Here is a 26,327-nt window from a genome sequence, read left to right as displayed (position 1 = left end):
ACGCACACCGACACCGCATCCGCGACCGACACCAGATCCCGACACCGAGACCACGACCGCAGAACCCGACTCACCGAAAAGAACCAGCACCTCCCTTCACACAGCTAGGAAAGGAACAGCATGCGCACAAGGATGTGTGTCCTGACGGCGGGGATCCTCCTCGCGCTGACGGCCTGCTCCGGCGGCGGCAACGACGACGCCACCACCCCCGCGGCCGGCTCCGAGAGCAGCGCGGCCGGCGGGTCCGAGACCACCGAGGTCAAGATGGGCGTGCTGCCCATCGTGCCCAGCGCGGCCCTCCAGCTCGGCGTCGACAAGGGCATCTTCAAGGAGCACGGCTTCGACGTGTCCCTCGAGACCGGCCAGGGCGGGGCGGCACTGCTGCCCGCCGTCGTCTCCGGCCAGATGCAGTTCGCGATCTCCAACCCGCTCAGCCTCATGCTGGCCCAGGACCAGGGGCTCGACGTCCGGATGGTCACCGGCTACTCGCACGCCCTCAAGGAGGGCGACGACATCACCTCCGTGTGGGCCAAGCCGGACTCGGGTATCGAGTCCCCGGCCGACCTCGCCGGCAAGACCGTCGCCGTCAACAACCTCAAGACCCAGGGCGAGGTCACCATCCGCGAGGTGGTCAAGAAGGCCGGCGGCGACCCCGACAGCATCAACTTCGTCGAGCTCGGCTTCCCCGACATGCCCGCCGCGCTGAACGCCGGCAACATCGACGCCGCCTGGGTCCCCGAGCCGTTCCAGACCGTGTTCAAGGACGCCGGCGACACGCGCGTCACGTACAACTACCAGGAGACCATGCCGGGCGTGCCGACCATGTCCGTCTTCACCTCCGGCAAGCTGGCCCAGCAGGACCCCGAGCTGGTCGACAACTTCGCCGCGGCCGTCGACGACGTCACCGCGTACGCCCAGGAGCACCCGGACGAGGTCCGGCAGACCCTGACGACGTTCCTCGACATGAAGCCCGAGCTGGCGCAGAAGGTGCTCATCGAGGACTTCCGCGGGCAGATGGACCGCGACGCGCTGCAGACCCTCGCCGACCTCGCGCTGCAGGACGGCATCCTCAAGAAGAAGGTCGCCATGGACACGTTCGTGCCGAAGTCCTGACGACCACGGCATGCCCGGTGCCGCCGCTGCCCGCGTGGCGCGGCGGCACCGGCACGAGCGGGCGCCTTCGGCGCAGCCAGGGCCTCCGGCGACCGACGGCGAGGGCCCCCGACCACAGGAACCTGCCTGTGGTCGGGGGCCCTCGCCGTCGTCGGCGCCGGGGCATCGCCGCCCGGACGCGACGTCAGCGCTGGTCGATCGGCACGTACTGCCGCTCGGCGGAGCCGGTGTAGACCTGGCGCGGGCGGCCGATCTTCGTGGTCGGGTCCTCGATCATCTCGCGGTACTGGGCGATCCAGCCGGGCAGGCGGCCCAGGGCGAACAGCGGGGTGAACATCTGGGTCGGGAAGCCCATGGCCTTGTAGATCAGCCCGGTGTAGAAGTCGACGTTCGGGTAGAGCTTGCGCTCGATGAAGTACTCGTCGTGGAGGGCGATCTCCTCCAGGCCCATGGCGATGTCGAGCAGCTCGTCGTTCTTGCCCAGGCGCTGCAGCACGTCGTGCGCGGCCTCCTTGACGATGGCGGCGCGCGGGTCGTAGTTCTTGTAGACCCGGTGGCCGAAGCCCATGAGGCGGACGCCGTCCTCCTTGTTCTTGACCTTGGTCATGAACCCCTCGACCGAGTGCCCGCCGGACTGGATGCGGCTGAGCATCTCCAGCACGGCCTCGTTGGCCCCGCCGTGCAGCGGGCCGGACAGCGCACCGACGCCGGCGGCGACCGAGGCGTAGATGTTCGCGTGCGAGGAGCCCACCATGCGCACGGTCGACGTCGAGCAGTTCTGCTCGTGGTCGGCGTGCAGGATGAGCAGCATGTCGAGGGCCTTGACGATGGCCGGGTCGACGTCGTGGCGCTGGTAGGGCAGCCCGAAGGTCATGCGGATGAAGTCCTCGATGTAGGACTTCGACGCGTCGGGGTAGAGCAGCGGCAGCCCGGTGGCCCGCTTGGCGATCGAGGCGATCATCGTGGGGACCTTCGCCATGAGGAGCACCGTGGAGAGCTCCATCTGGTAGTGGTCCTTGGGGTCCAGCGTGTGCTGGTAGTACGTGCCCAGCGCGGCGATGCCCGCCTGCAGGATGGCCATCGGGTGGCCGTTGGCGGGGAAGGCGGTGAAGAACGCCTTGAAGTCCTCGTGGAGGATGGTGTGCCGCTTGATGCGGCGGGTGACCGCCTCGAGGGTCTCGGCGTCGGGCAGCTCGCCGTAGATGAGCAGGTAGGCCACCTCGAGGAAGGTGGAGTCCTTGGCCAGCTGGTCGATCGGGTAGCCGCGGTAGCGCAGGATGCCCTTGTCGCCGTCGATGTAGGTGATCGCCGAGGTCGTCGACGCGGTGTTCATGAAGCCCGGGTCGAGGGTGACCAGGCCGGTCTGCTTGAGCAGGGAGGAGATGTTGACGCCGTCGTTGCCCTCGACCGCGTGCACGCGTTCGAACTGGAGCGCCTTGCCGTCTACCTCGAATGTTGCTGCCGCGCTCTGCTCGGCAATCGACATGTGGTCCCCTCCTCGGGATGTGGCCCTCTGTTGAGCGCCTCGTTGCGAACCCTCGGGCTCCGGTGGCGCCCGAGGGGGGCGTGATCCGACACACAACGATAGGCCATTGCGAGCGTCACGTTCGAATTCGCCCGCACTGTGACCCGCGGCACAAACGGCGTCAGAACAGCCGTCCGCCCCCGCCCAGCCGGTCCGCGGCGGCGGCCACCCGCTCGTCCGTGGCCGTCAGCGCCACCCGGACGTACCCCTCGCCGCGGGGGCCGTAGAACGTCCCCGGCGCCACGAGGATGCCGCGGTGGGCCAGGGCGTCGACGAGCTCCCAGGAGCCGACGTCCGTGCGCCCGGCGGCGCGCACCCACAGGTAGAGGCCGGCGGCGGTGGCGGGGTCCAGCTCCAGCCCGGCGGCCTCGACGGCGCCGAGCAGCACCTCGCGCCGGGCGCGGTAGCGCTCGCGCTGGGCCTCGACGTGCGCGTCGTCGGCCAGGACGGCGGTCATCGCTTCCTGGACGGGGAAGGGCACGATCATCCCGGCGTGCTTGCGCACCTCCGTCAGCGGCCGCACCAGCGCCGGGTCCCCGGCCACGAACGCCGCGCGGTACCCGGCCAGGTTGGACTGCTTGCTCAGCGAGTACAGCACCAGCAGGCCGCTGTGGTCCCCGCCGGTCACCCGGGGGTCGAGCAGGGAGGGCACGCCCTCGCTCGTCCACGGCGCACGCCAGGGCAGCTCGGCGTAGCACTCGTCGGAGGCGACGACGGCGCCGCGCTCGCGCGCCCAGGCCACCACCGCGGCGAGCTGGTCGGCGCCGAGCACGTGCCCGTCGGGGTTGCCCGGGGAGTTCAGCCAGACGAGCCGCGCGTGCTCGGGCCAGGCGGCGAGGTCCTCGCCCACCGGCACGGGGGTCGCCCCGGCCAGCCGGGCGCCGACGTCGTAGGTGGGGTAGGCCGCCTGCGGGTGGACGACGACGTCGCCCTCGCCCAGCCCGAGCAGGGCGGGCAGCAGGGCGACCATCTCCTTCGACCCCAGGGTGGGCAGCACGCCGTCGACGCCGAGGTCGGGCACGCCGCGCCGCCGCGCGAACCAGGCGACCACCGCCTCGCGCAGCGCCAGCGTGCCGACGGTCTGCGGGTAGCCCGGGGCGTTCGCCGCCGCCCGCAGCGCCTCCTGGGCGACGGCGGGGGTGGGGTCGACGGGCGTGCCGACGGAGAGGTCGACGATGCCGCCCGGGTGCGCCGCGGCACGGGTCTTCGCCGGCGCGAGGGAGTCCCAGGGGAAGTCGGGCAGGGCTCGGCCGTAGAGCGGCACGCTCAGGCCTGCGGGGGCAGGGCGGCGATCATCGGGTCGTCCTTGTCGATGACGCCCATCTTCGCCGCGCCGCCGGGCGAGCCGAGGTCGTTGAAGAACTCGACGTTGGCGCGGTAGTAGTCCGACCAGATCTGCGGGACGTCGTCCTCGTAGAAGATCGCCTCGACCGGGCACACCGGCTCGCAGGCGCCGCAGTCCACGCACTCGTCGGGGTGGATGTACAGCGAGCGGGCGCCCTCGTAGATGCAGTCGACGGGACACTCGTCCACGCAGGCCCGGTCCTTGACGTCCACGCACGGCTGGGCGATCACGTAGGTCACGGAAACATCCTTTCCTCGCTGGCCACGGCGCGGTGGCGCCCATGGCGACGTCGGCCCCCAGTATCCCGCAGTCCGGGGCGCTACACGAACCTGCGCGCCCGCCGCGCCGTCGCCCGGGCGCCGGCGATGGCCCGGGCGCACCGGGGACGGTGCCGGGCGCGGCGTCCGGCACGTCGGGTGGGGTCGGCTCACCGGCCGTCCGGCACGTCGGGTGGGGTCGGCTCGCCGGCCGTCCGGCGGATTTCCGGTGCCAGGCGCTGAGGGGCAGGCTGGGCCCATGACGCCCGCCCCCGACGCCCCACCCCCGCTTCCCTGGCTGCGCTGGCGCGTGGGTGAACGTGTCGTCGTGCGCTATCGGGTCGAGGGCGGCTACTCCGACGCGCTGGGCGACCTGCTCGAGGTGCGGCCCGACGGCGTCGTCGTGCGCACCCGGCGCGGGGACGTGGCGGTCCCGGCGGCCGTGATGGTCACGGGCAAGCGCGTCCCGCCCCCGCCGGCGGCGGACCCGCGGCCGCGCTGACCCCGTGGCGTGGGGGCCGGCGGCGGTCAGGCGCGCACGTCGGCGCCCTCGGCGGCGAGCTCGGCCAGCGCGGCACCGGTGAGCCGGAAGGTGGTCCACTCGTCCTGCGGCCGGGCGCCCAGGCTGCGGTAGAACCCGATGGACGGGGCGTTCCAGTTCAGCACCGCCCACTCCACCCGGGCGTAGCCGCGCTCGTCCGCGATCTGCGCGAGGGTCCGCAGCAGCGCCGAGCCGTGCCCGCGCCCGCGCGCCTCGGGGCGCACGTAGAGGTCCTCCAGGTAGATCCCGTGCACGCCCTCCCAGGTGGAGAAGTTCCGGAACCACAGCGCGAAGCCCTGGACCTCGCCGTCCTCCTCGGCCACGTGGGCGAAGACCGCGGGCGCCGGCCCGAACAGCGCGTCTCGCAGGCCCTCCGCGGTGGCCTTGACGGCGTCGGGCTCACGCTCGTAGACGGCGAGGTCGTGGACGAGCTGGAGGATGACCGGCACGTCCTCCGGCCGGGCGGGGCGGATGTGGCTCATGAGCCCGCACCCTACGCACCGCGCCGGCGCCCGCGCGGCGCCGTGTCGGCCCTCGGGAACCGCCGCGTCAGCCGGCCGCCGACGGAGACGGGCTCGGGCTCGGCCCCGACTGCGGTGACGGCTTCTCGCCGCAGACGATCTTGTTCCACGGCTGGTACGTCCACGTCCACTTCTGGCTCTCGGGCGCCTGCCCGGCGCGCGAGCGCTCGCGGGTGACCGTGACGGTGAAGCCGTACTGCCCGCCGGACTCGGCGATGCACTTCTCCGCGGGGTTGTAGACGGTGGTCGGCCGGGTGATGTTGTAGTGGTCCGAAGACGTGATCTTCACGTCCCAGACCTTGGTGCTCCACAGCCGGGTGTGCACCCGGCCGTTCCCCACCCAGGCGTGGACGAGGACCCCGTAGTCGGTGTTGTTGCGCCAGACCAGGTCGGTCTGCCCCTCCCACAAGGTGGCCTCCCGACCGGCCGGGTAGCGGTCGAACCAGCGCGAGTGGGGCTTGTGGTCAATGTCGTCCATCCCGGAGATGAGCCCGACGTTGAACATGTTGGTGGACAGCTGCGAGAGGCCACCGCCGAGCGCGGTGGTGGAGAAGCCGTCCTCGACGACGCCGGAGGAGACGTACCCGTTGGCCGCGGTGATCGGGCCGAGCGCCTTGAGGAGGGAGAACTCCTCCCCCGGCTTGACGAGCATGCCGGTCACCTTGGCCGTGCCGACCTCGAGGTTCTTGGTGCGCACGGGGTCGTACGGCATGGGCGTGGAGAAGTCGGCGATGATCTCCTTGACGCCGAGGGCCTGGGCGTCCTCGGTGGTGAACTCCGGCTCGGCGTCCACGAGCTGCACGGTCGCGGTGCGGTCGGTGGAGGTGCCGGCGGTGGCCACCGCCTGGCCGAGCTCCTTCGGGTCCAGGCCGCGACCGGAGGTCGAGGGCACGATCTGCGGCTCCGCGTTGGCGTTGAGGATGATCTTCGCGTCCTCGCCGGCCACGCCGATCTCCGGGTTGGCCTCCTGGACGGCCTCCGCCAGGCCCTCGCCGTCCATCTCCAGCTGGAGGGCGCCGTCGTGACCGACGAAGCTGGCGTGCGCCGCGAGCGTCTGCGGGCTCAGCTGCGCGAGCTTGTCCTCCACGCTCACCGCGACCGGTCCGGACACGAGCGGCTCGGCCAGCTCGGTCATGGCCTTGTCCACCGCGGCGGCGTCGACCGTCGGCTGGACCTCCTTGGTCGGCAGCTCCAGCGGACGCTCGGACGAGAGCCACTCGCGCAGCACGAGCTGCGCGGCGGCGTCGACGTCGACCGATCGGCCCGCGACGGGCTCGGTGGGCTCCGGCGTGGCCCCCGTGAAGGCGATCGCGCCCTCGACCGGGGCGACGTCGAGCTCGCTGGCCGCCGTCTCCAGGGCCGTGTGCAGGGCGTCCTCGTTAGCGCGGGACACGGCCGGGGCCTCGCCGCGACCGAAGAGGTGGCCCCACAGGACGCGCGGGTCGAGGGAGAAGCCGACCAGCGGGTCGAGCGTGGCGTTGGCGTCGAGCGTGAGGTCGACGGCGGCCGGGTCGATGCTGGAGACGTTCTCGCCGCCGATCGACACGGGCACGACCTCGCCCTGGACGTCTTCCAGCCCGCTGGTGAGCCGCTGGCGGGCCTCGTCCTCGGGCAGGCCGCCGATCGACACGCCGGCCACGACGGTGCCGTTGGGCACCCTGTCCCCGACGAACCACGCGCCCACCCCGTAGGCGACGGCGGCGACCGCCACGATGATCGCGGCGACGGTCAGGCCGCGCTTGCGGCTGGTGCGGGGCGCCTGGGCCGGCGCGGCCGGGAACTGCAGCAGCGGTGAGGCAGACGGCATGGGGTCGTCCTCCACGGGGTTGAGCCGCTCCGTCGGCGTCGCGGCGGCGGGGGCCGGCGGCTCCGGAGCCGGGTTCGCGACGGTCTCGTCCGGTGCGGCGGTCGGCGGCACGACGGCGGTCTCGTGCTGCGCGGCGGCGGCCGACACCGCCGTCGTGTCGTCCGCGGCAGCGGCAGCCGCCGCGGTCTCGGTGGCGACGGGAAGAACCTGCGTCTCGTCCCCCGACGACGCGGAATCCTCGGCGCCGGCGCGCTCGAGGGGCTCGGCGACCGCTGGTTCGGCCACGGCCTCCGGCTCGGCGACCGCTGGTTCGGCCACGGCCTCCGGCTCGACAGCCGGGGACTCGGCGGCAGGCTCGGGGCGCTCAGGGGCCACGGCCTCATCGAGAGGCTCGGCGGGCTCGGCCGCGACCTCATCGGCGTGCTCGGCCGCGACCTCATCGACAGATTCGACGGGCTCGGCCGCGACCTCATCGGCGTGCTCGGCCGCCGCCGACTCGGCGACAGGCTCGGCGCGCTCGAAGGTCACGACCTCATCGACAGGTTCGCCGTGCTCGGCTACGACCTCATCGACAGATTCGACGGGCTCGGCCACAGCCTCATCGACGGGATCGACCCGCTCGGCCACAGCCTCCTCGACGGGATCGGCATGCTCGGCAGGCTCAGTCACGACCTCATCGAGAGGATCGGAGGCCGAGGGCCCGTCCTCCGGCTGGCCGATGCGGTCGTCGGAGGTGCCGCCGGCGTCCTCGGAGGTGTGGGCCACGTCGCCGTCGGTTTCGCCGGTCGGGTCGCCGTTGGCATTCCCCGGACGGTCCACGTCCGCTGTATCGTGTGAACGGCGAGCGGACAGCACCGCGTCGAGATCGTTCAGTCCAGGACCGGCGGGCTGGTCAGGGACGGTGCCGTTCTCTCCGTCGAACGGTTCCTCTGAAGGCGTGCCGTGTCGGCCGGGCATTGAATCCTGTGCCACGAGCTGATGTTCCTCTTCCCCGTCGCGCCGGGCGCACGACTTCAGCATGGTAAGCAACGCTTCGCCCGCCTTACCCGTGCGGACGGGCTTTTTCACCAATCTGTGACCAACTGATCGCTCAGCGCGGAACCGGGCGTGTCTGCGTCCGGGGCGGCCGACGGTGACGCTCGCCACACGAGGCCGCACGGGTCGTGGCCGTCGATCGACGCGGCGCGCCGACGCCGCGAACGTACGGCTCGGGTCGATGGGTAAACCTCGGCAGGCAATGCCTGTCGTTCTCTACCCATCGATCGCGGGGCGCCCACTCCCGGTCTGGGTGCACGGGCGGCGCCACGTGGGCCGTCCGCATGGCACGGCCCGGCTGCTCGGGCGCCCGGACCTCACGGGCGGGGCCCAGCGCCATCGCGCGGGCAGCACCGATCCCGGGTGCCACACCGCCAGCCCCACAGCTCAGGACAGTGGCCGGATCCGTCCCAGGTAGTGCACCAGCGCCCCGGTCCCGGTGGCACCGAGGGTGGCGTCCAGGACCTCGCCGACGACGACGTCATGGTCGCCGGCGGTCTTGATCCAGGCGGTCCGGCACTCGAGCCACCCCTGCGCGCCGTCGACGAGGGCGGCGCCGGACAGCGCTCCGCGGTGGTGCTGCACCCCGATGAGCTGGCCCATGGTGGGCCGCCCCGGCATCGCCAGGCGCTCCGCGGCCACCCGGGCGTCCGCGTCGACGAGGCTGATGGCCCACGTGTCGACCTCGTCGAGCGCCTCGCGCAGCCGCGCGTCGGAGTACACGCAGAACAGCACCATCGGCGGGCGCAGCGAGACCGACGCAACCGCCGTCGCGGTCATGGCGAGATCCACCTGTCCGGCGCGCACGGACACGACGGTCACTCCCCCGGCGAGCCGGCCCATCGCCGCCCGGTAGCGCTCCACCAGCTCCTCGGGATCGGGGGCGACCGCCGCGCCCTCACTCATGGGTGCCACGGCGCCGGCGATGGTGGCGCACGCCCGCCGGGAGGTCGGCATACCAGGCCCGCGGTGTCGCGGCCGCCAGGGCCACCGCGACCGGCAGCCCGAGGAGCCACACGGGGCTCGGCGCCCCGGAGGGCACAAGCACGTCGCCGCCGGGACCGAAGAACGTCATCACCTGGCTGGTGACGATGGCCGCGAGGCCGTAGAGGACCACTCCGCCCATGTCCATCAGCGCGCGGGCCACGACGCCGCCCACCAGCACCATGAGCAGGGCCAGCACCACCCCGAGCGGCACGCCGCCAAGCTCCCAGCGGTGCAGCATCGTCCCGCAGCCGGCGACGACGACGCCGAGCAGCACCACCGCCGCGACGCCGACTGCGACGCCCGAGCGGTCCCGACTCCTCATGGAACGATCTTCACCCCGAGGAAGGCGGCGAGGCGGTCGGTGCCCCGCGTGTCGCCGAGCCGGTCCCGCACGTCGAGACGGGCCAGGCCGAACGTGCCCGCCAGGCTGTAGCGCTCCAGCACGGGAATCTTCTCGGTGACGCTGTGGTGCACGGGGGCGACGTAGAGGTCGCCGACCCGGTCGAACCCCGGCACCAGGTACAGGCCGGTGGAGCCGAGCAGGGGCAGCAGCAGCCCGTTGGCGACGGCGAACCAGCCGCGGGCGGGCTGGTCGCGCCGCGCCACCTCCTCGTGCTGGACGTCCTGGAGCTGACTGCGGTGCGCGCGCAGCGCCGAGACCACGGCCGGCAGCACGGCGGCGAAGTCCACCACGACGTCGACCTTCTCGGGCGGGAAGACGAACGTCGGCAGCTCGGTGGTGGGGGGCAAGGTGGCCAGGACGTCACCACGGGTACCGAACTGCGGCGCGTGAGTGAGCTTGTCCGCCAGCCACCGCAACGACTCCCGGTAGCGGTCCTCGCGGGCGACGACCCAGACCACCACCGGCACGCGCCAGGGCTCGAGCCCGGCCAGCGGGTCGTCGGCGTCATCGACCTCGCCGGCCTCGTTGGCCAGCTCGACGGCCCGCATGGCGATCTGGTGCATGTGGACGTGGTCGGGGTGGCCGTACCCGCCTCGCGGGTCCTCGGTGATGACCACCTGGGGCCGCTCCACGCGCAGGCGGGCGGCGAGCAGGCGGGCGGGGACCTCGACCGGGACGGCGCTCAGGGCGTCCGGGCCGGCCTCGGGCACCGGGCCGGCGACGCCCGGGCGCACCCAGACCATGCCGGAGTCGGTGAACCGGGCCGGCCGGCGGGCGGCGAGGCCCGGCACCTCGTCGAGGAAGTAGTGGCTGCGGACCCCCAGCGCCGAGCAGGCGCGGGCGAGCTCGCGGGCGCGCTGGTGGGCCAGGCCCGCGGGGTCGCCGTCGAGGTGGACGAGGTCCAGCGGGATGACCTGGCCCCGCTCCCCCCGCGTGCCGACGACAACCGTGGTCGGCAGGCCGACCCGGGCGGCGGAGGCGAGGAGGCCGCCGGCGGTGATCGTCTCGTCGTCGGGGTGCGCGAACGCCCCCAGCACCCCGCCGGTCGGCGGCTCAGCCTCTTTGGTGCTCAGTGTCGACGCCATGGCTCCATGATGACCGCTTCCCCCGACCCCGCCAGCGAAACGCGCGTCGTCGTCCCCCGAGGCCGAGAGGCCAGGCCCACGGGTGTGGGACCTGGCCTCTCGGGACGTGTCGGCCGCCCTCGCGGTGGTCGCGGTCGACGCCGTCAGACGGCGGCGGCGCGCACGGCGTCAGACCGTGGACGGCACGCGCGGCGTCACACCGCGGCGGCGGCCCGGCGGTTGCGGGACGCGGCCTTGTAGCGCTCGTTGGCGTCGAGGATGACCTTGCGGATCCGCACGGTCTCGGGGGTGACCTCGACGCACTCGTCCTCGGCGGCGAACTCCAGGGACTCCTCGAGGGTGAGCTTGCGCGGCGGCACGAGGCTCTCGAAGTTGTCCGCGGTGGAGGAGCGCATGTTGGTGAGCTGCTTCTCCTTGGTGATGTTGACGTCCATGTCCTCGTTGCGCGGGTTCTCGCCGACGACCTGGCCCTCGTACACCTCGGAGGTGGGCTCGACGAAGAACGAGCCGCGCTCCTGGAGCTTGATCATGGCGAAGGGGGTCACGGCCCCCGCCCGGTCGGCGACCATCGAGCCGGTCGCGCGCATGTCGATCGGGCCCTGCCACGGCTCGTAGCCCTCGTGGATCGAGGAGGCGATACCGGTGCCGCGGGTCTCGGTGAGGAACCGCGTGCGGAAGCCGATGAGGCCGCGGGAGGGGACGACGAACTCCATGCGCACCCACCCGGTGCCGTGGTTGGACATCGTCTCCATGCGGCCCTTGCGCTGGGCCATGAGCTGGGTGACCGTGCCGAGGTACTCCTCGGGCACGTCGATGGTCATGCGCTCCATCGGCTCGTGCTTCTTGCCGTCGATGGTGCGGGTGACCACCTGCGGCTTGCCGACCGTGAGCTCGAAGCCCTCGCGGCGCATCTGCTCGACGAGGATGGCCAGCGCCAGCTCGCCACGCCCCTGGACCTCCCAGGCGTCCGGGCGGTCGGTGGGCAGCACCTTGAGGGAGACGTTGCCGATGAGCTCGCGGTCGAGGCGGTCCTTGACCTGGCGGGCGGTGAGCTTGTGGCCCTTGACCCGGCCGGCCAGCGGGGAGGTGTTGATTCCGATGGTCATGGAGATCGCCGGGTCGTCGACCGTGATGAGCGGCAGCGGGCGGGGGTCCTCGGGGTCGACCAGCGACTCGCCGATGGTGATGTCCTCGATGCCGGCGACGGCGACGATGTCGCCCGCGGCCGCGCTCTCGGCGGGCACCCGGTCCAGCGCCTCGGTGCGCAGCAGCTCGGAGATGCGCACGTTCTTCATGGTGCCGTCGTGCCGGGCCCAGGCCACGGTCTGGCCCTTGTGCAGCTCGCCGTTGTGGATGCGCAGCAGCGCGAGGCGCCCCAGGAACGGGGAGGCGTCGAGGTTGGTCACGTGCGCCTGCAGCGGCGCGCCCTCGTCGTAGGACGGCGCGGGGATCTTCTCGATGATCGTCTCGAACAGCGGCTCGAGGTCCTCGCTGTCCGGCAGCGTGCCGTCGGCGGGCTGGGTGAGGCTGGCGCGGCGGGCCTTGGCGGAGGCGTAGACGACCAGGACGTCGAGGATGGCGTCGAGGTCGAGGTCGGGCACCTCGTCGGCGAGATCGGAGGCCAGGCCCAGGAGCAGGTCCTGGGCCTCGGAGACGACCTCGGTGATGCGCGAGTCGGGCCGGTCGACCTTGTTGACGACGAGCACGACGGGCAGCTTGGCGGCCAGCGCCTTGCGCAGCACGAACCGGGTCTGCGGCAGCGGGCCCTCGGAGGCGTCCACGAGCAGCACGACGCCGTCAACCATGCTCAGCGCCCGCTCGACCTCGCCGCCGAAGTCGGCGTGGCCGGGGGTGTCGACGACGTTGATGACCAGCCCATCCTCGAGGCCGGCGCGCTGGGCGGCCGGGCCGCGGTAGTGCACCGCGGTGTTCTTCGCGAGGATGGTGATGCCCTTCTCGCGCTCGAGGTCGCCGGAGTCCATGGCCCGCTCGTCGACGTGCTGGTGCTCGCCAAAGGCGCCGGACTGCCACAGCATGGCGTCCACCAGGGTGGTCTTGCCGTGGTCGACGTGGGCGACGATCGCGACGTTGCGCAGATCAGAGCGCACAGGCATACGCAGAGCTCATTTCATCGAAGATGAGGGGCCGACCGCCGACGGCAGGAGGTTCGCTGCCCGCGGGCCCGGTGCCGGATAGTCCGGCGCCAAACCGCAATTCTACCGGTCGACCCCCGCATTGCGTCACCCCTAGCCGGTGTGCGTGGGCTCACGCGCGGGAGGGGCGGCGCGCGGGGCGATTCCGGCGCGGCCCGGCGAGATCGGCGAGGATGGGCCGGTGGGCCCGACCATCGTCTTCCGAACGACCTCCGCGCGCGTGTACGCGGTCATCACCTGGGCGGTGGCCGCCGTCGTGCTGGCCGCCCTCGGCGCCAACGGCGGGATCGGCGAGGTGGTGCGCTACGGCGCGATCCCGCTGGCGATGGCGGTCTTCGGCTGGGCGGTGTTCTGGCGGCCCTCGGTCGAGGTGGGCGACGACGGCGTGGTGCTCACCAACGTCCTGCGCACCGTCGAGGTGCCGTGGGGCGCGATCGACCGGGTCGAGACCCGCTGGGGGTTGCGGCTGGTCACTTCGCGGGGCGCGGTGAACGGATGGGCGGCGCCCGCGCGGGCGGGCGTCGGGCGTGCGCGCAGCCAGCGGCGGGCCGAGCACCTCCCCGACCGGCTCTTCGAGGGCACCGGCCGGGTGCGGCACCCCGGGGACGCGGCGGCCGTCGGCGCCGTCGTCGAGGACCGGCGGGCCCGTCGGGCGGCGAGGGCCTCCGCCGGGGCGCCACCGCACGCTGCGGAACGCGCCGTCGGGGCGCCCGACGCCGGGGCGCGCGGGGCCGACGCGCCGCAGGCCCGGGTCAACACCGTGGTCGTCGTGCTGCTCGGCGGCACGATTGCCCTCGCCGTCCTCGCGGTCGCGCTCTAATCGCGCTGGCGCCGCTCAGCCGACGTAGCCCCAGTCCTCTGCCCGGGTGGAGCCGAGCCCGGACGCGCCGACGTTGGCCAGGTCGCGCGCCGTGGCCACCAGCTGCGGGCGCTGGTAGAGCGGCAGGATGGGCATGGCGTCCCAGAGCAGCTCGTCGGCCCGGTCGGCCAGGCCGAGGCGGGTGGCGTGGTCGGTCTCGGTCATGAGCTGGCCGAGGAGGTCGTCGAGGCCGGGGACGGCCAGGCGGGCGTAGTTCGTCGGCGTCGTCGCCGGGTCGCCATAGAGGTTCGCGACGGCCAGCAGCGGGTACGGCGAGCCGTACCAGGAGAAGCCGATCAGCTCGAAGTCGCCCTCGCCGAGCACTGGGCCGAGGGCGGTCTCGGGCACCGCGTCGAGCTCGACGGCGATGCCCACCTCCTTGAGCTGGGCCTGGACCAGCTGACCCTCGTTGGCGGAGGCCGGCACCCCGCTGAAGACCGTGTAGCGGAGCGTGAGCGGCTCGCCGTCGCGCTCGCGAACACCGGTGTCGGGGTTGAGCACCCAGCCGGCGGCGTCGAGCTGGGCGGCCGCGGCGCCCGGGTCGTAGGCGTACGCCCCGGCGTTGTCCTCGTAGCCCTCCTGGCCCTGCATGAAGATGTGGTTGTCCAGCGGGCGCTGGAGCTCCTCGGGCAGGCCCGCCAGGCTGGAGGCGGCGACGGCGTCGCGGTCGATCGCCCGCGCGACCGCCTGGCGCACGTCCGGGTCGGTCAGCGGGCCCGCGGTGGCGTTGAAGGTGATCTGGCGCCAGTCGGGCCCGGCGGCGCGGCGCACCTCGGCGTCGGGCACCGCGAGGGCGCGCTGGTAGGCGTTGGCGTCGGCGCCGACGTCGAGGACGTCGAGCTCGTGGTTGGCGAAGGCGCTGGCGGCGGCGTCCGGGGAGACGGCGCGGTACTGGATCTCGTCGAGCTTCGGCGCCGGGCCCCACCACCGCTCGTTCGGCACGAGCTTGACGACCTGCTGGGCCGCGTCGACCTCGTCCAGGCGGAACGGGCCGGTGAACCACTCCTCGGGGTGGTCGAGCCAACCGGCGTTGAACGTCTCGGCGTCGGCCACGCCCGCGGCCGGCAGCACGGTGCCCAGCAGCGCGGGCCAGTCGGGGAACGTGCCGGCGAAGGTGACGACGACGTCGAACTCGCTCTCGCCGTGCGTCACGGACTCGATGGCCCCGAAGGCGTGGGTGGCGCACTCGAAGTCGGGCCGCGTGCCGGAGCACGCGGCGACCGTAGCGGCGTAGTCCGCCCAGGTGATGGGCTCGCCGCTGTTCCACACGGCGTCGGGGTTGAGGTGGAGGGTGACGACCTCGCGCCCGTCGGCGACGGTGTCCTCGACGTCGGTGACGAAGTTCTCGTTAGGGGTGGTGACGCCGCGGGCGTCGGTGTCCCAGTTGGTGACGCTGAGCGGGCCGCGGATCTCCGACGCCGACACGTCGCCGCCGGCCAGGTGCAGCGGGTTCCACTGGCTGGGCAACCGCTCGACGGCGCGCCGCAGCGTGCCGCCCTCGGCGAGCCGCTCCCGGGGGGTGGCGTTGACGTCGGCCAGCTCCCCGGCGACGGTGGTGGGGGCCGGCCCGGGGCCGGCGCCGTCGTCGGCGGCGCAGCCCACGAGCGCGAGCGCCAGCGCCGCGCCGGTGAGCAGTGCTGTCGCACGCCTTCTCATCGGTGGGTGTCCTCCTCCAGGCACACGGCTGACCGACGGAGGGGGTTCCGGCCGTGCAGCGTCCTGACAGTACTGAACCACGTTCTGGGGGCACGCTACCGGCGCGTCTCACCCCACCGCGTGTCGCCGCACCGCGTGGCAGGCCGCCTCGTGGTCGCCGGCCAGGGCGGTGAGCCGCTGGTCCTCCTCGCGGCAGCGGGCCCGGGCGGCGTCGTCGAGGGTGGGTCGGAGCGGGCAGCGGGTGCGGAAGCGACACCCCGAGGGCGGGTCCGCCGGCGAGGGCACCTCCCCCACGAGCAGGGTGCGGGGCCGGCGCCGCTCGGCGGCGGGGTCGGCCAGCGGCACCGCGGACAGCAGCGCGCGGGTGTAGGGGTGCGCGGGCCGGGCGAGCACCTCGGCGGCGTCGCCGGCCTCGACGATCCGGCCCAGGTGCATGACGGCGACCCGGTCGGCCAGGCGCCGCACGGCGGTGAGGTCGTGGGTGACGAGGAGATAGCTCAGGGCCAGCCGGGCGCGCAGGTCGGCGAGCAGGTCGAGGATGTCGGCCTGGACGGGGGCGTCGAGGGCGGAGACGGGCTCGTCGAGGACGAGCAGGCGCGGCTGCAGTGCGAGCGCCCGGGCGATGGCCACCCGTTGGCGCTGCCCGCCGGAGAGGTGGCGCGGGAAGCGGTGGGCCAGGGCGGGCTCGAGCCGGACGAGGTCGAGGACCTCCGCCACCCGCCGGGCCACGGCCTCTCCGCGGCGCCCGTCCGCGAGCAGCGGCTCGGCGACGAGGTCGGCGACGGGCAGGCGCGGGTCGAGCGCGGCGTCGGGGTCCTGGAAGACCACCTGGACGTCACGGCGCAGCGCCCGCCGGGCCGCCCGGTCGAGGCTGGCCACGTCCCGGCCGAGCACCTCCACCGTGCCGGCCTGCGGCGCCGCGAGCTCGAGGATGGCGCGCACGGTGGTGGACTTCCCGCTGCCGGTCTCGCCGACCAGGGCGAGGACCTCCCCCGCGCGCACCTCCAGGCCCACGCCGTCGACGGCGCGGATCGTGCCCACGCGCCGGCGCAGCGGGCCCGGCCGGGTCAGCGGGAAGTGGCGGTGCAGGCCGCGCACGCGCAGCACCACCGGGTCCTCGCGCTGAACGGCGGCCTCGCGGGGCGCCGTGGCGGGCGCGGCCGGGACCCCGCCGTCCGTGCCGGTCGCGGACGCCGTCGGGACGCCGGTCCCGGCTGCCGTCGGCACGCCGGTCCCGGCTGCTGTCGGCACGCCGTCGCCGGCCGCTCCCCCAGCACCCGCCGGGCACACCCCGGCCAACAGCGCGACCGTCTCGGCGGCGCGCGGGCGGGCGAAGACCCGCTCGACGTCGCCGTCCTCCACCACCCGCCCGGCGTCCATGACCGCGACCCGGTCCGCCAGGCCCGCCACCACGCCCAGGTCGTGCGTGATGAGCACGAGCGCGGCGCCGGTCTCCTCCCGCGCCGTGCGCAGCACGTCGAGGATCTGCGCCTGGACGGTGACGTCGAGGGCGGAGGTCGGCTCGTCGGCGATGAGCACCTCCGGGTCGTTGGCGATGGCCAGGGCGATCGCCACCCGCTGGCGCATGCCGCCGGAGAGCTCGTGGGGGTAGGCGCCGAACCGCGCCGCCGGCCGGTCCAGGCCCACGAGCCCGAGCAGCTCGACCGCCCTGGCCCGGGCTGCGGCGCGGGTGACCCGGCGGTGGGCCTGGAGGGCCTCGACGAGCAGCTCGCCCACCGGGTACACCGGGGTCAGCGCCGCCTGGGCGTCCTGCTCGACCAGCCCGATGCGGGCGCCGCGCACGCGGGACAGCTCGGCGTCGCTGCGGCCGAGGAGCTCCTCCCCGCCGAGTCGCACCGAGCCCGTCACGCGGGCCGACGAGGGGAGCAGCCCCAGCACGGCGAGGGCGGTGACGGACTTGCCGGAGCCGGACCGGCCCACCACGGCGAGCACCTCCCCCGGCGCCACCGCCACGTCCACGCCCCGCACGGCGTGCACGACGCCGTCGGCCGACCGCAACCGCACGTCCAGCCCGGTGATCTCCAGGGCGCGCCGGGGGCTCATGCGCGCCCGCCGTCGGAGGGGTCCAGCGCGTCGCGCAGGCCGTCCCCGAGGAGGTTGACGCAGGTCAGCAGCGCCACCAGCGCCCCGGCCGGGGCGAGGAAGACCCACGGGAAGGTCGTGGCGGTGCGCTGGCCCTCGGCGATGAGGGTGCCCAGCGACGTCGCCGGCGGCTGCACGCCGAAGCCGAAGAAGGACAGCGAGGACTCGGCCAGCACCGCGCCGGCGACGGCGAGGGTGGCGTCGACCACCAGGAGCGAGGAGAGGTTGGGCAGGATGTGCCGGGTGATGATCCGCCGCGCCGGCACGTTCATGTACCGGGCGGCGGTGACGTAGTCCAGCCCGGTCAGGGTCAGCGTGGCCGCCCGGACCACCCGCGCCGAGAGCATCCAGCCCAGCCCGGCGAGCACCAGCACCAGCAGCAGCACCGAGCCCGCCCGGCCGCCCCCGTTCACCGAGACGATCGCGACGAGGAAGAAGGCCGGCACGACGAGCAGCAGGTCGACGACCCAGCGCAGCGCCCGGTCCGGCCAGCCGCCGTGGTAGGCGGCCAGGGTGCCGACGACGGCGGCGATCGCCGTCTGCAGCAGCCCCGCGCCCAGCCCGACGAGCAGCGAGGTGCGCAGGCCGTCGACGGTCAGCGCGAAAACGTCCCGCCCGGCCTGGGTGGTGCCGAACCAGTGCGCGCCGCTCGGGGCCTGGAGGAACGCGCGGGCGTCGACCTCGCCGGCCCCCCAGCGGGCCAGCGCCGGGCCGGCCGACGCGAGGGCCACGAGCGCGGCCAGGCCCACCAGGCCGGCCAGCGCCGGGCGGTCGCGGCGCAGCCGCCGCAGCGTGAGCCGGCCCCGGGCCGGCCGGGTGGGGGCGAGCGGGGGCGGCGGCGTCATGACAGCCGCACCCGCAGGTCGAGGGCGACGGTGAACAGGTCGGCGAGCAGCGCGCCGGCCAGCACGCACGCGCCGCCGAACGCGGCCACGGCGACGGTGCCGTTGACGTCCTGGCCGGCGATGGCCTGCACGCCGTAGACGCCCATCCCGTGCCAGCCGTACACGGACTCGACGAAGGCCGCGCCGAGCACGAGCGTGGTGACGGTGTAGGCCAGGTAGGTCCCGGTGGGCACGAGCGCGGTGCGCAGGGCGTGCCGGCGCACCGCGGTCGAGCGGCGCAGGCCCCGCGCCCGGGCGGCGCGCACGTAGGCCGCGCCGAGGGTGTCGAGGAGCAGCCCGCGCTGGATACGGCTGAAGAACGCCGCCTGCCCCGCCGCGAGGGTCAGGGTGGGGAGCACGAGGTGCTGGAGGCGGTCCCCCGCCGCCGCGAGCCAGCCCGGGCCGTGGGCGCCGCTCTCGCCGAGAAACTCGAACACCTGGGTGCCCGCCGCGGCGTTGACCCGCACCGCCAGGATCTGCAGCACGACGGCGAGCACCAGGGTGGGCGTGGAGATGACGACCAGGGCGGCGAGGGTGACCAGGCGGTCGCCGGCCCTGTGGTGGCGCACGGCGGCCCAGGCGCCGACCGCGACGCCGGCCACGGTGCCCAGCAGCGTGCCGAGCGTGACCAGGCGCAGCGAGACCCAGAGCCGCGCGCCGACCTCGGCGTTCACGCTGGCCCCGGCGGGGGTCCGGCCCCAGTCCCAGGCGGTGACCACGCCGCGCAGCCAGGTCAGGTACCGCTCGGCGAGCGGGACGGCGTCGCTGAGGTTGGCCGCCCGCAGCGCGGCCTCGACGGCGTCGGGCGGCAGCGGGGGGTTGCGCAGCTCGTAGAGCGAGCGGGGGTCCAGCGCGCTGGCGGCGAGGAGGTAGGTGAGGCTGACGGCGAGGACGAGCAGCAGCGCGTACCCCGCCGACCTGCGGGCGAGGTAGCGGAGCATCGGCCAGCCTTCGTGGGTCGCGCCAGGACGCGGCCCACGTTACATGCCGGTCGGTGTCCGGAAGCGGCGGCGGCGCGCAGCCACGACCAGACCGCCCTTCTGGCTGCGGCCAGAGTGTCAATCTGGCTGCGACGAAAGCGGAGAGCCCCGGCCCCCTCGCGGGGACCGGGGCTCGCTGGTGCAGCTTCGTCGGCTCAGACGTCCGTCGGGCCGGCCAGCTCCATCTGCAGGCTCGCACCGGGGATCGCCGCGAGCAGCTCGCGCGTGTAGGGCTGGGAGGGGCTGTCGAAGACCTCGTCCGTCGTCGCCTGCTCGACGATCCGCCCCTTCTCCATGACCGCCACGAAGTCGGCGATCTGCCGGACCACCGCCAGGTCGTGGGTGATGAACAGGTACGTCAGGCCGAGCTCGGCCTGCAGGTCGTTGAGCAGGGTCAGCACCTGGGCCTGCACGAGGACGTCGAGCGCGGAGACCGCCTCGTCGCACACGAGCAGCTTGGGCTGCAGGGCCAGCGCCCGGGCGATGGCGACGCGCTGGCGCTGCCCGCCGGAGAGCTCGTTCGGGTACCGGCGCATCGTCGATTTGGGCAGGGCGACCATGTCCAGCAGCTCGGCCACCTTCGCGGCCCGCGACTTCTTGTCGCCCACCTTGTGCACCCGCAACGGCTCCTCGATCGTGCGGAAGATCGAGTACATCGGGTCCAGCGAGCCGTAGGGGTTCTGGAAGATCGGCTGGACCTGCCGGCGGAAGTTGAACAGCTCGCGCTTGCCGAGCTTGCCCACCTCGGTGCCCTCGAACACCACCCGACCCTCGGTGGGCTCGAGCAGGTTGAGCATGATGTTCGCGACCGTGGACTTGCCCGACCCGGACTCGCCGACCAGGGCCATCGTCGCCCCGCGCGGGATCGCGAAGGAGACGTCGTCGACGGCCTTGAAGGTCCGGCCCGCGCCCGGCACGCCCCCGCGCAGGTGGAACTCCTTGGTGAGGTGCTCGACCTCGACGATGTGCGGCGCCTTGACGGCGGCCTCGACGTCGGCGAGCAGCTCCTCCGACTCCTCGCCGCGCTCCTTGGCGCTCTGGATGCGCCGGGAGGTCAGCGACGGCGCCGAGGAGACGAGCCGCTGGGTGTACGGGTGGCGCGGGTTGCTGAGGATCTGCCGGGAGGGGCCGGACTCGACCACGCGGCCGCGGTGCATGACCACGAGGTGCTCGGCGCGCTCGGCCGCCAGGCCCAGGTCGTGGGTGATGAACAGCACCGCCGCGCCGAGCTCCTTGGTGAGGTGCTCGAGGTGGTCGAGGATCTGGCGCTGGACGGTGACGTCGAGCGCCGAGGTGGGCTCGTCGGCGATGAGCAGCTTGGGCCGGGAGGCGAGCCCGATGGCGATGAGCGCGCGCTGGCGCATGCCGCCGGAGAACTCGTGCGGGTACTGCTTGGCGCGGTGCTCGGCGTCGGGCAGGCCGGCCTGGGCGAGGACTTCGTTGACGCGCTCCTTGGCGTCGGCGCGGTCCATGCCGTTGGCGGTGAGCGCTTCCTTGACCTGGTAGCCGATCTTCCACACGGGGTTGAGGTTGGACATCGGGTCCTGGGGCACCAGGCCGATCTCCTTGCCGCGCAGTGCCTCCATGTCCTTGCGGGAGGCCCTGGCCAGGTCGCGGCCGAGGAACTTGATCGACCCGCCGGTCACCTTGCCGGTGCCGGGGAGCAGGTCGATGATCGCGTGCGCGGTCGTCGACTTGCCCGAGCCGGACTCCCCCACGATGGCCACGGCCTGGCCGGGGTAGATCGTCAGGTTCGCGCCCCGCACGGCCGGCACCAGGCCGGTGGAGGACCGGAAGGCGACCTCGAGGTCGCGGATCTCCAGCAGCGGCTCGTGCGGGTCCAGCCCGGTGGTCACCGGGGCCGCATTCTGCTTCGTCGTGGTCATCGCTGCCGCACCTTCGGGTCGAGGGCGTCGCGCACGGCGTCGCCCATCATGATGAAGCCGAGCACCGTCAGGGCCAGGGCACCGGCCGGGTAGAAGAGCACCGACGGCTGGGACCGCAGCGCGGTCTGCGCCTGCTGGATGTCACCGCCCCACGACACGACCGACGGCGGCAGGCCGATGCCGAGGAAGCTCAGCGTCGCCTCGGCCACGATGAACGTGCCGAGCGCGACGGTGGTGTAGACGATGATCGGCGCGGCGGCGTTCGGCAGGATGTGCCGCGCGAGCGCCGCGGTGCGGCTCACGCCGAGCGACTTCGCGGCGGTGACGTAGTCGTTGTTCTTCACGCTCATCACCGACCCGCGCGTGATGCGGGCGATCTGCGTCCACCCGAAGGAGGCGAGGACCGCCGCGACGGTCACCGAGGTGCGGCTGCCGCTGAAGATCTGCATGACGACGATGGCGGCGAGCACCAGCGGGATGGCGAAGAAGATGTCCGTGATGCGCGAGAGGATCGTGTCGAACCAGCCGCCGAAGAAGCCGGCGATGGCGCCGATGATCGTGCCGATGATGAGCACGGCGAGGGTCGCGAGCACGCCGACGGTCACCGAGGCGCGCGCGCCGTAGATCGTGCGGGCGTAGATGTCGCAGCCCTGGCGGGTGTAGCCGAACGGGTGACCCGCCGTCGGCTCGCCGTAGCTGTTGGCAAGCTGGCAGAACTTGGGGTCCTGCGAGGTGAACAGCTGCGGGAACGCCGCGAGGGCGAGGACCAGGACGATGATCGCGGCAGAGACCCAGAACAGCGGCCGACGGCGGAGCTTGGCCCAGGCCTCGCTCCACATGCTGGAGGGGGCACCGGACTCCGCGACGGCGTCGACGGCGCCGAGGCCGGTCTCGTCGAGCTCGGCGAAGAAGTGCTCCTGGTGACGGCGGGCCGTCACGGGGGCCGGGCCCGCCCCGGGGCCGGTGTGAACGATGTCAGGCATAACGGATCCTCGGGTCCAGGGCCGCGTACAAGAGGTCGACCAGCAGGTTCGCCGCGATGTAGACGAGCACGAGCACGGTGGTGAGCGACACGACGGTGGCGGACTCGCCCTGGCTGATGGCCCGGTACAGCGTGCCGCCCACGCCGTTGATGTTGAAGATGCCCTCGGTGACGATGGCGCCGCCCATGAGCGCGCCGAGGTCGGCGCCGAGGAAGGTCACCACGGGAATGAGCGAGTTGCGCAGCACGTGCACGGTGACGACCCGGCTGCGGGACAGGCCCTTGGCGGTCGCGGTGCGCACGTAGTCGGCGGTGAGGTTCTCGGCCACGGAGGTGCGGGTCAGGCGCAGCACGTAGGCGAGGGAGACGGCCCCGAGCACGATGGCCGGCATGAGGAGGCTGATGAACGTCGGTTTGGACCCGACCGTGGTGGGTAGCCATCCGAGCTGGACGCCGACGACGAACTGGAGCACGAAGCCGATGACGAAGGTCGGCACCGCGATGACGAAGAGGCTGACGACGAGCACCGTGGCGTCGAAGAAGCCGCCCTTGCGGAGGCCGGCGATGAGACCGAAGACCACACCGAACACGGCCTCGAAGACCAGGGCCATGACGGAGAGCTTGAAGGTCACCGGGAGCGTGTCCTTGATGACGTCCATGACGTCGCGGCCGGAGAAGGTGATTCCGAAGTCCAGCGTCAGGATGCCCTTGAGGTAGAGCAGGTACTGGACGATGAACGGCTGGTCCAGGTTGTATTTCTGACGGAGCTGCTCCTGGACCGCCTCAGGGAGCCCCCGCTCGCCACCGAGGGCGGCGATCGGATCGCCGGGCATGGCGAAGACCATGAAATAGATCAGCAGTGTGGCCCCCAGGAACACAGGGATCACCTGCAGGACCCTGCGCCCGATGTACGAGAGCATCGAGTCGCCTCCTCGTTGATGTCGTGGCTGCACCCAGGCAGCCGCCAGGCACGCCGTCCGACGATACGCCCCGTCGTCGTCCGAGACGGAATCCGTGTGGCTGTTCTTGGCGTGAGGTTTGCCGCAGAGAGCGTTGGGGGCGGGACCGAAAGGTCCCGCCCCCAACGGGGTTGCCGACGCCGGCGGTTCCCGAGGGAACCGGGGGTCACTCGGCCTTGGTGATCTCCTCGTAGATCGGCACGCTGTTCCAGCCGAACTTGACGTTGCTCACCGTGTCGGCCGAGCCGCCGGTGACGTTGGAGTACCACAGCGGGATGGCCGGGAGGTCCTTGAAGAGGATCTCCTGCACCTTCTGGTACAGCGCGTTCGACTCGTCGATCGAGCCCGCCGCGGCTGCCTGCTTCAGCAGGTCGTCGACCTCCGCGCTGGAGTAGTCACCGTCGTTCGAGCCGGCGCCGGTGCCGTACAACGGGCCGAGGAAGTTGCCGAGACCCGGGTAGTCGGCCTGCCAGCCGCTACGGAAGGCGCCGGTCATCTTGCGGTCGGTGACGTCGGTGCGCAGTTCCTTGAAGGTGGGGTAGGGCTGCCCCTCCGCGTCGATGCCCAGGGTGTTCTTGATGGAGTTCACCGTGGCGTCGACCCAGGCCTGGTGACCACCGTCGGAGTTGTACGCGAGGGTGAACTTGCCGTCCCAGGGAGAGATCTTGTCGGCCTCGGCCCACAGCTCCTTGGCCTTGCTCTCGTCGAACTCCAGCACGTCGGAGCCCGGCACCTTGTCGGACCAGCCGTCGATCACCGGGGAGGTGAAGTCGGAGGCCGGGGTGCGGGTGCCCTGGAAGATCGTGTCGGTGATCTCCTTGCGGTTGATCGAGTGGGAGATGGCCGCGCGGCGCAGCTTGCCCTCTTCGCCCGCGAAGTGCGGAAGCTCCTGCGCGATGGTGAAGGACTGGAAGATGGCGGCCGGCTGGTTGACGGCCCGGTCGCCCAGCTCGTCCGCGAAGGTGCCGAACGCCGAGTCGGGCACCGCGTCGAGCACGTCGAGGTTGCCGGCCAGCAGGTCGTTGTAGGCGGCGTCCTGCGTGTCGTAGAACTTGATCGTCACGCCGCCGTTCTGGGCCTTGCGGTCGCCGGTGTAGTCCGCGTTCGGGACGAGCTCGATCTGCACGTTGTGCTGCCAGGCGCCATCGCCGCCCAGCTTGTACGGGCCGTTGCCGATCGGGTTCTCGCCGAAGGCGGCGGCGTCGTCGAACGCGGCCTGGGGCAGCGGGAAGAACGCCGAGTAGCCCAGCCGCAGCGGGAAGTCCGCCTCCGGCTGCTTGAGCTTGACCGTGAAGGTCTGGTCGTCGACGACCTTGAGCCCGGTGAGCTCGGAGTCCTCGGAGTCGGAGTAGCCCTCGATCGGCTCGAAGAAGTAGCTCGACAGGTGGCCGTTGCTGAGCAGGGCGCCCTGGTTCCACGCGTCGACGAAGGACTTGGAGGTCACCGGCGTCCCGTCGGTGAACTTCCATCCCTCCTTCAGCTTGATCGTGTAGGTCTGGTTGTCCTCGGTCTCGATCGAGTCGGCCACCTCGTTGTGCACGGCACCGTCGGCGTCGTAGTACACAAGGCCCGCGAAGATGAGGTCGAGGATCTTCCCGCCGCCAACCTCGTTGGTGTTGGTCGGGATCAGCGGGTTCTGCGGCTCGCTGCCGTTCGCGGTGATGACGCCGGTGCTGGTGCCACCCCCGGAGGCAGCGTCCCCCGACGCCTTGTCGTCAGGGCTGCTGGAGCTGCACGCAGCGAGCACGAGCGATCCGGCGAGGATCGACGCGGCCACGCCAGCCATACGCCTGGTCTTCAATGTTCCTCCTGATGAATGAGCTGTCGCTCTGGCCCGGCACAGGGCCGCAGTGCACCACGGCACGGCCGCCTCGCTGGCGCGGGATGCCGAAACAATAGGCGGCGGTACGGCCCGGAACGAAATGTCCGGGGACATCGTTACGGGATCGTGACCGCCATGTGAGACGGCGGAAACATGCGGTCACAATGCTGCTCAACGGGCGACGGCGCTGGGGCCTGCAGTGATGTCCGCTACAGGTGACACCAGGTCGCCCTGACACGCCGTGGGCCCCCGGCCAGCGCAACGGACGCCGACCCGCACAAAGTGGGGGCGCTGCAGAGACGCCCCGGCTCTGTCCTCGGCTCGACCGCGGGCAACCGACGCTCGGCGCCGGCTGAGCAGACGCGGCATCAGCGCCCGGCAGTCAGCGCGGCCGTCGGCCTCAGCGCCGGTGCACCGGCGCGGCCGCGCACGTCAGCGTCGGGTGAACCGGCGCCGGCTGCGCACGTCAGCGGCGGGTGAACCGGCGACGGCGCAACGCCCGGGACAGGGCCAGGACCGCGACGGTGGCGAAGATCTGGCCGCCCAGGATCACCCGGTTGAGGTCGAGCGCCGGCTGCCAGGACACCTTCCCGTCCTTGACGATGTAGACGCCCACCGGCCGGGCCCGGACGCCGAACCCACCGCCACCGCCGGAGCCCTCACCGGCCCCTGGCCGCTTGTGCCCGGCGTGCTCGCCTCCCGCGGGCTGCTCCTCCCCTGCGCCGGGCCGACCCTTTCCCATGGCGCCGCTGCCGAAGCCCATGCCGCTGCCGCCCATGACCTTGGCGACGGGGATCACGGTGACCCCGTCGCGCTCGTAGGCCTCGCCGAAGACGCGGCGCACGGTGAGCACCTCGCGCGCGGTCTCGGTCGGCAGGTTGACGTTGCCTTGCGTGGGCTGGGACATGCCGCCTCCGGGTCGATCGGGCGAGTACTCCTGCCAGCGTAGGAGCCGCCGTCGGCGCGGGGGCACGGATCGGGCCGCCGATCCGCCGTGCCGGTGTCGGGTTGCGGGCCCCGCCCGTGACCCCCGAGGGTGGAGGGGTCCGAGGCGCAGGCGGTCGCACCCAGCGGTGGTCGTCAGCGTCGCGCCGGCTGTACGGCCGGCTCCTGCACCGACGACACATCGGGAGAACCACATGCTCACCCTGACCCCGAACGCCCAGGCCGCCGTGCGCGACCTGTCCACCCAGGCCGGCCTGCCCGAGACGGGCGGGATGCGCATCGCGCTCACCGAGCCCGGCGACGGCGTCGAGCTCAGCCTCGTCCCGGCGCCCGACCCGGCCGACGACGTGATCGAGGGCGACGACGGCGCCCGGGTCTTCGTCGAGGAGGCCACCACCGAGCTTCTCACCGCGCACGAGCTCGATGCCGCCCAGACGCCCGAGGGCACTGGCTTCACGTTGCGCGCCCAGGCCTAGCCC

At 72.9% G+C, this 26,327-nt stretch carries 23 protein-coding genes; 5 read left to right on the top strand and 18 right to left on the bottom strand.

Features of this window, described 5'->3' with window-relative positions:
• The first annotated feature begins 120 nt into the window (after nt 1–120).
• Nucleotides 121–1,113, top strand: a complete 993-nt coding sequence (locus GD880_RS06485) for an ABC transporter substrate-binding protein (protein WP_152230805.1) — start codon at nt 121–123, stop codon at nt 1,111–1,113.
• Nucleotides 1,114–1,297: 184 nt separating this feature from the next.
• Here the strand turns inward: GD880_RS06485 and GD880_RS06480 are convergent, their stop codons facing one another.
• The 3 genes from GD880_RS06480 to fdxA form a co-directional block, all read right to left on the bottom strand.
• The gene (locus GD880_RS06480; protein ID WP_152230804.1) at nt 1,298–2,599 is read right to left on the bottom strand and encodes a citrate synthase; all 1,302 of its coding nucleotides are present in this window, start codon (nt 2,597–2,599) and stop codon (nt 1,298–1,300) included.
• Nucleotides 2,600–2,759: 160 nt separating this feature from the next.
• Nucleotides 2,760–3,902: a succinyldiaminopimelate transaminase gene (gene dapC / locus GD880_RS06475; protein WP_226909426.1), complete on the bottom strand. Its 1,143-nt coding sequence runs from the start codon at nt 3,900–3,902 to the stop codon at nt 2,760–2,762.
• Between the two features lie 2 nt (nt 3,903–3,904).
• Nucleotides 3,905–4,222 (bottom strand): ferredoxin, encoded by a 318-nt coding sequence (fdxA, locus tag GD880_RS20635; protein WP_226909425.1) that lies wholly within the window; start codon nt 4,220–4,222, stop codon nt 3,905–3,907.
• 277 nt (nt 4,223–4,499) lie between these two features.
• Here fdxA and GD880_RS06470 point away from each other — a divergent pair, with 277 nt between their 5' ends.
• Nucleotides 4,500–4,742 carry a putative acetyltransferase gene (locus tag GD880_RS06470; protein ID WP_226909424.1) on the top strand — a complete coding sequence of 81 codons (243 nt, stop codon included), beginning with the start codon at nt 4,500–4,502 and terminating at the stop codon, nt 4,740–4,742.
• A gap of 26 nt (nt 4,743–4,768) precedes the next feature.
• Here the strand turns inward: GD880_RS06470 and GD880_RS06465 are convergent, their stop codons facing one another.
• Nucleotides 4,769–5,263: a GNAT family N-acetyltransferase gene (locus GD880_RS06465; protein ID WP_152230802.1), complete on the bottom strand. Its 495-nt coding sequence runs from the start codon at nt 5,261–5,263 to the stop codon at nt 4,769–4,771.
• Nucleotides 5,264–5,330: 67 nt separating this feature from the next.
• Nucleotides 5,331–7,256, bottom strand: a complete 1,926-nt coding sequence (locus GD880_RS06460) for a VanW family protein (protein WP_152230801.1) — start codon at nt 7,254–7,256, stop codon at nt 5,331–5,333.
• Between GD880_RS06460 and GD880_RS06455 the strand changes: the two genes are divergently transcribed.
• Nucleotides 7,233–7,946 carry a hypothetical protein gene (locus GD880_RS06455; RefSeq protein ID WP_152230800.1) on the top strand — a complete coding sequence of 238 codons (714 nt, stop codon included), beginning with the start codon at nt 7,233–7,235 and terminating at the stop codon, nt 7,944–7,946. The two genes, GD880_RS06460 and GD880_RS06455, sit on opposite strands and share 24 nt — an antisense overlap.
• Before the next feature lie 585 nt (nt 7,947–8,531).
• Here GD880_RS06455 and GD880_RS06450 read toward each other — a convergent pair.
• The 4 genes from GD880_RS06450 to typA form a co-directional block, all read right to left on the bottom strand.
• Nucleotides 8,532–9,050 (bottom strand): flavin reductase family protein, encoded by a 519-nt coding sequence (locus GD880_RS06450; RefSeq protein WP_152230799.1) that lies wholly within the window; start codon nt 9,048–9,050, stop codon nt 8,532–8,534.
• Entirely contained in the window at nt 9,043–9,453 is a 411-nt protein-coding gene (locus GD880_RS06445) for a hypothetical protein (RefSeq protein ID WP_152230798.1), read from the bottom strand. Before GD880_RS06445 ends, GD880_RS06450 begins: the two co-directional genes overlap by 8 nt.
• Nucleotides 9,450–10,619, bottom strand: coding sequence for a PIG-L family deacetylase (locus GD880_RS06440; RefSeq protein ID WP_152230797.1), 1,170 nt, complete (start codon nt 10,617–10,619; stop codon nt 9,450–9,452). Before GD880_RS06440 ends, GD880_RS06445 begins: the two co-directional genes overlap by 4 nt.
• 194 nt (nt 10,620–10,813) lie before the next feature.
• Nucleotides 10,814–12,733 carry a translational GTPase TypA gene (typA, locus tag GD880_RS06435; RefSeq protein WP_152230796.1) on the bottom strand — a complete coding sequence of 640 codons (1,920 nt, stop codon included), beginning with the start codon at nt 12,731–12,733 and terminating at the stop codon, nt 10,814–10,816.
• Nucleotides 12,734–12,953: 220 nt separating this feature from the next.
• On the opposite strand from typA, the gene GD880_RS06430 reads away from it, so the two are divergent.
• Nucleotides 12,954–13,592 carry a PH domain-containing protein gene (locus GD880_RS06430; protein WP_152230795.1) on the top strand — a complete coding sequence of 213 codons (639 nt, stop codon included), beginning with the start codon at nt 12,954–12,956 and terminating at the stop codon, nt 13,590–13,592.
• Nucleotides 13,593–13,607: 15 nt separating this feature from the next.
• Here the strand turns inward: GD880_RS06430 and GD880_RS06425 are convergent, their stop codons facing one another.
• The 9 genes from GD880_RS06425 to GD880_RS06385 form a co-directional block, all read right to left on the bottom strand.
• On the bottom strand, nt 13,608–15,287 hold the full coding sequence (locus GD880_RS06425; protein WP_152230794.1) for an ABC transporter family substrate-binding protein: 1,680 nt from the start codon (nt 15,285–15,287) through the stop codon (nt 13,608–13,610).
• A gap of 108 nt (nt 15,288–15,395) precedes the next feature.
• Nucleotides 15,396–17,351 (bottom strand): dipeptide ABC transporter ATP-binding protein, encoded by a 1,956-nt coding sequence (locus GD880_RS06420; protein ID WP_152230793.1) that lies wholly within the window; start codon nt 17,349–17,351, stop codon nt 15,396–15,398.
• Nucleotides 17,348–18,235, bottom strand: coding sequence for an ABC transporter permease (locus tag GD880_RS06415; RefSeq protein WP_152230792.1), 888 nt, complete (start codon nt 18,233–18,235; stop codon nt 17,348–17,350). The genes GD880_RS06420 and GD880_RS06415 overlap by 4 nt, the downstream gene beginning before the upstream one ends.
• A complete protein-coding gene (locus GD880_RS06410) occupies nt 18,232–19,215 on the bottom strand; it encodes an ABC transporter permease (RefSeq protein ID WP_152230791.1) in 984 nt (327 codons plus the stop codon). Before GD880_RS06410 ends, GD880_RS06415 begins: the two co-directional genes overlap by 4 nt.
• 194 nt (nt 19,216–19,409) lie before the next feature.
• Nucleotides 19,410–21,140, bottom strand: a complete 1,731-nt coding sequence (locus GD880_RS06405) for a dipeptide ABC transporter ATP-binding protein (protein ID WP_152230790.1) — start codon at nt 21,138–21,140, stop codon at nt 19,410–19,412.
• Complete coding sequence (locus GD880_RS06400; RefSeq protein ID WP_152230789.1) at nt 21,137–22,123, bottom strand: ABC transporter permease; 987 nt, start codon at nt 22,121–22,123, stop codon at nt 21,137–21,139. The genes GD880_RS06405 and GD880_RS06400 overlap by 4 nt, the downstream gene beginning before the upstream one ends.
• Entirely contained in the window at nt 22,116–23,042 is a 927-nt protein-coding gene (locus GD880_RS06395) for an ABC transporter permease (RefSeq protein WP_152230788.1), read from the bottom strand. The genes GD880_RS06400 and GD880_RS06395 overlap by 8 nt, the downstream gene beginning before the upstream one ends.
• 205 nt (nt 23,043–23,247) lie before the next feature.
• Nucleotides 23,248–24,867, bottom strand: a complete 1,620-nt coding sequence (locus GD880_RS06390) for a peptide ABC transporter substrate-binding protein (protein ID WP_152230855.1) — start codon at nt 24,865–24,867, stop codon at nt 23,248–23,250.
• A 502-nt stretch (nt 24,868–25,369) separates the two neighbouring features.
• Nucleotides 25,370–25,810, bottom strand: a complete 441-nt coding sequence (locus GD880_RS06385; RefSeq protein WP_152230787.1) for a spore germination protein GerW family protein — start codon at nt 25,808–25,810, stop codon at nt 25,370–25,372.
• Between the two features lie 232 nt (nt 25,811–26,042).
• Between GD880_RS06385 and GD880_RS06380 the strand changes: the two genes are divergently transcribed.
• Complete coding sequence (locus GD880_RS06380) at nt 26,043–26,324, top strand: adhesin (protein ID WP_152230786.1); 282 nt, start codon at nt 26,043–26,045, stop codon at nt 26,322–26,324.
• Nucleotides 26,325–26,327 lie beyond the last annotated feature (3 nt).

The organism is Georgenia ruanii, from assembly GCF_009193175.1.
GTDB classification, from domain to species: Bacteria; Actinomycetota; Actinomycetes; order Actinomycetales; family Actinomycetaceae; genus Georgenia; species Georgenia ruanii.
This window is presented reverse-complemented; position numbering and strand designations above follow the sequence as displayed.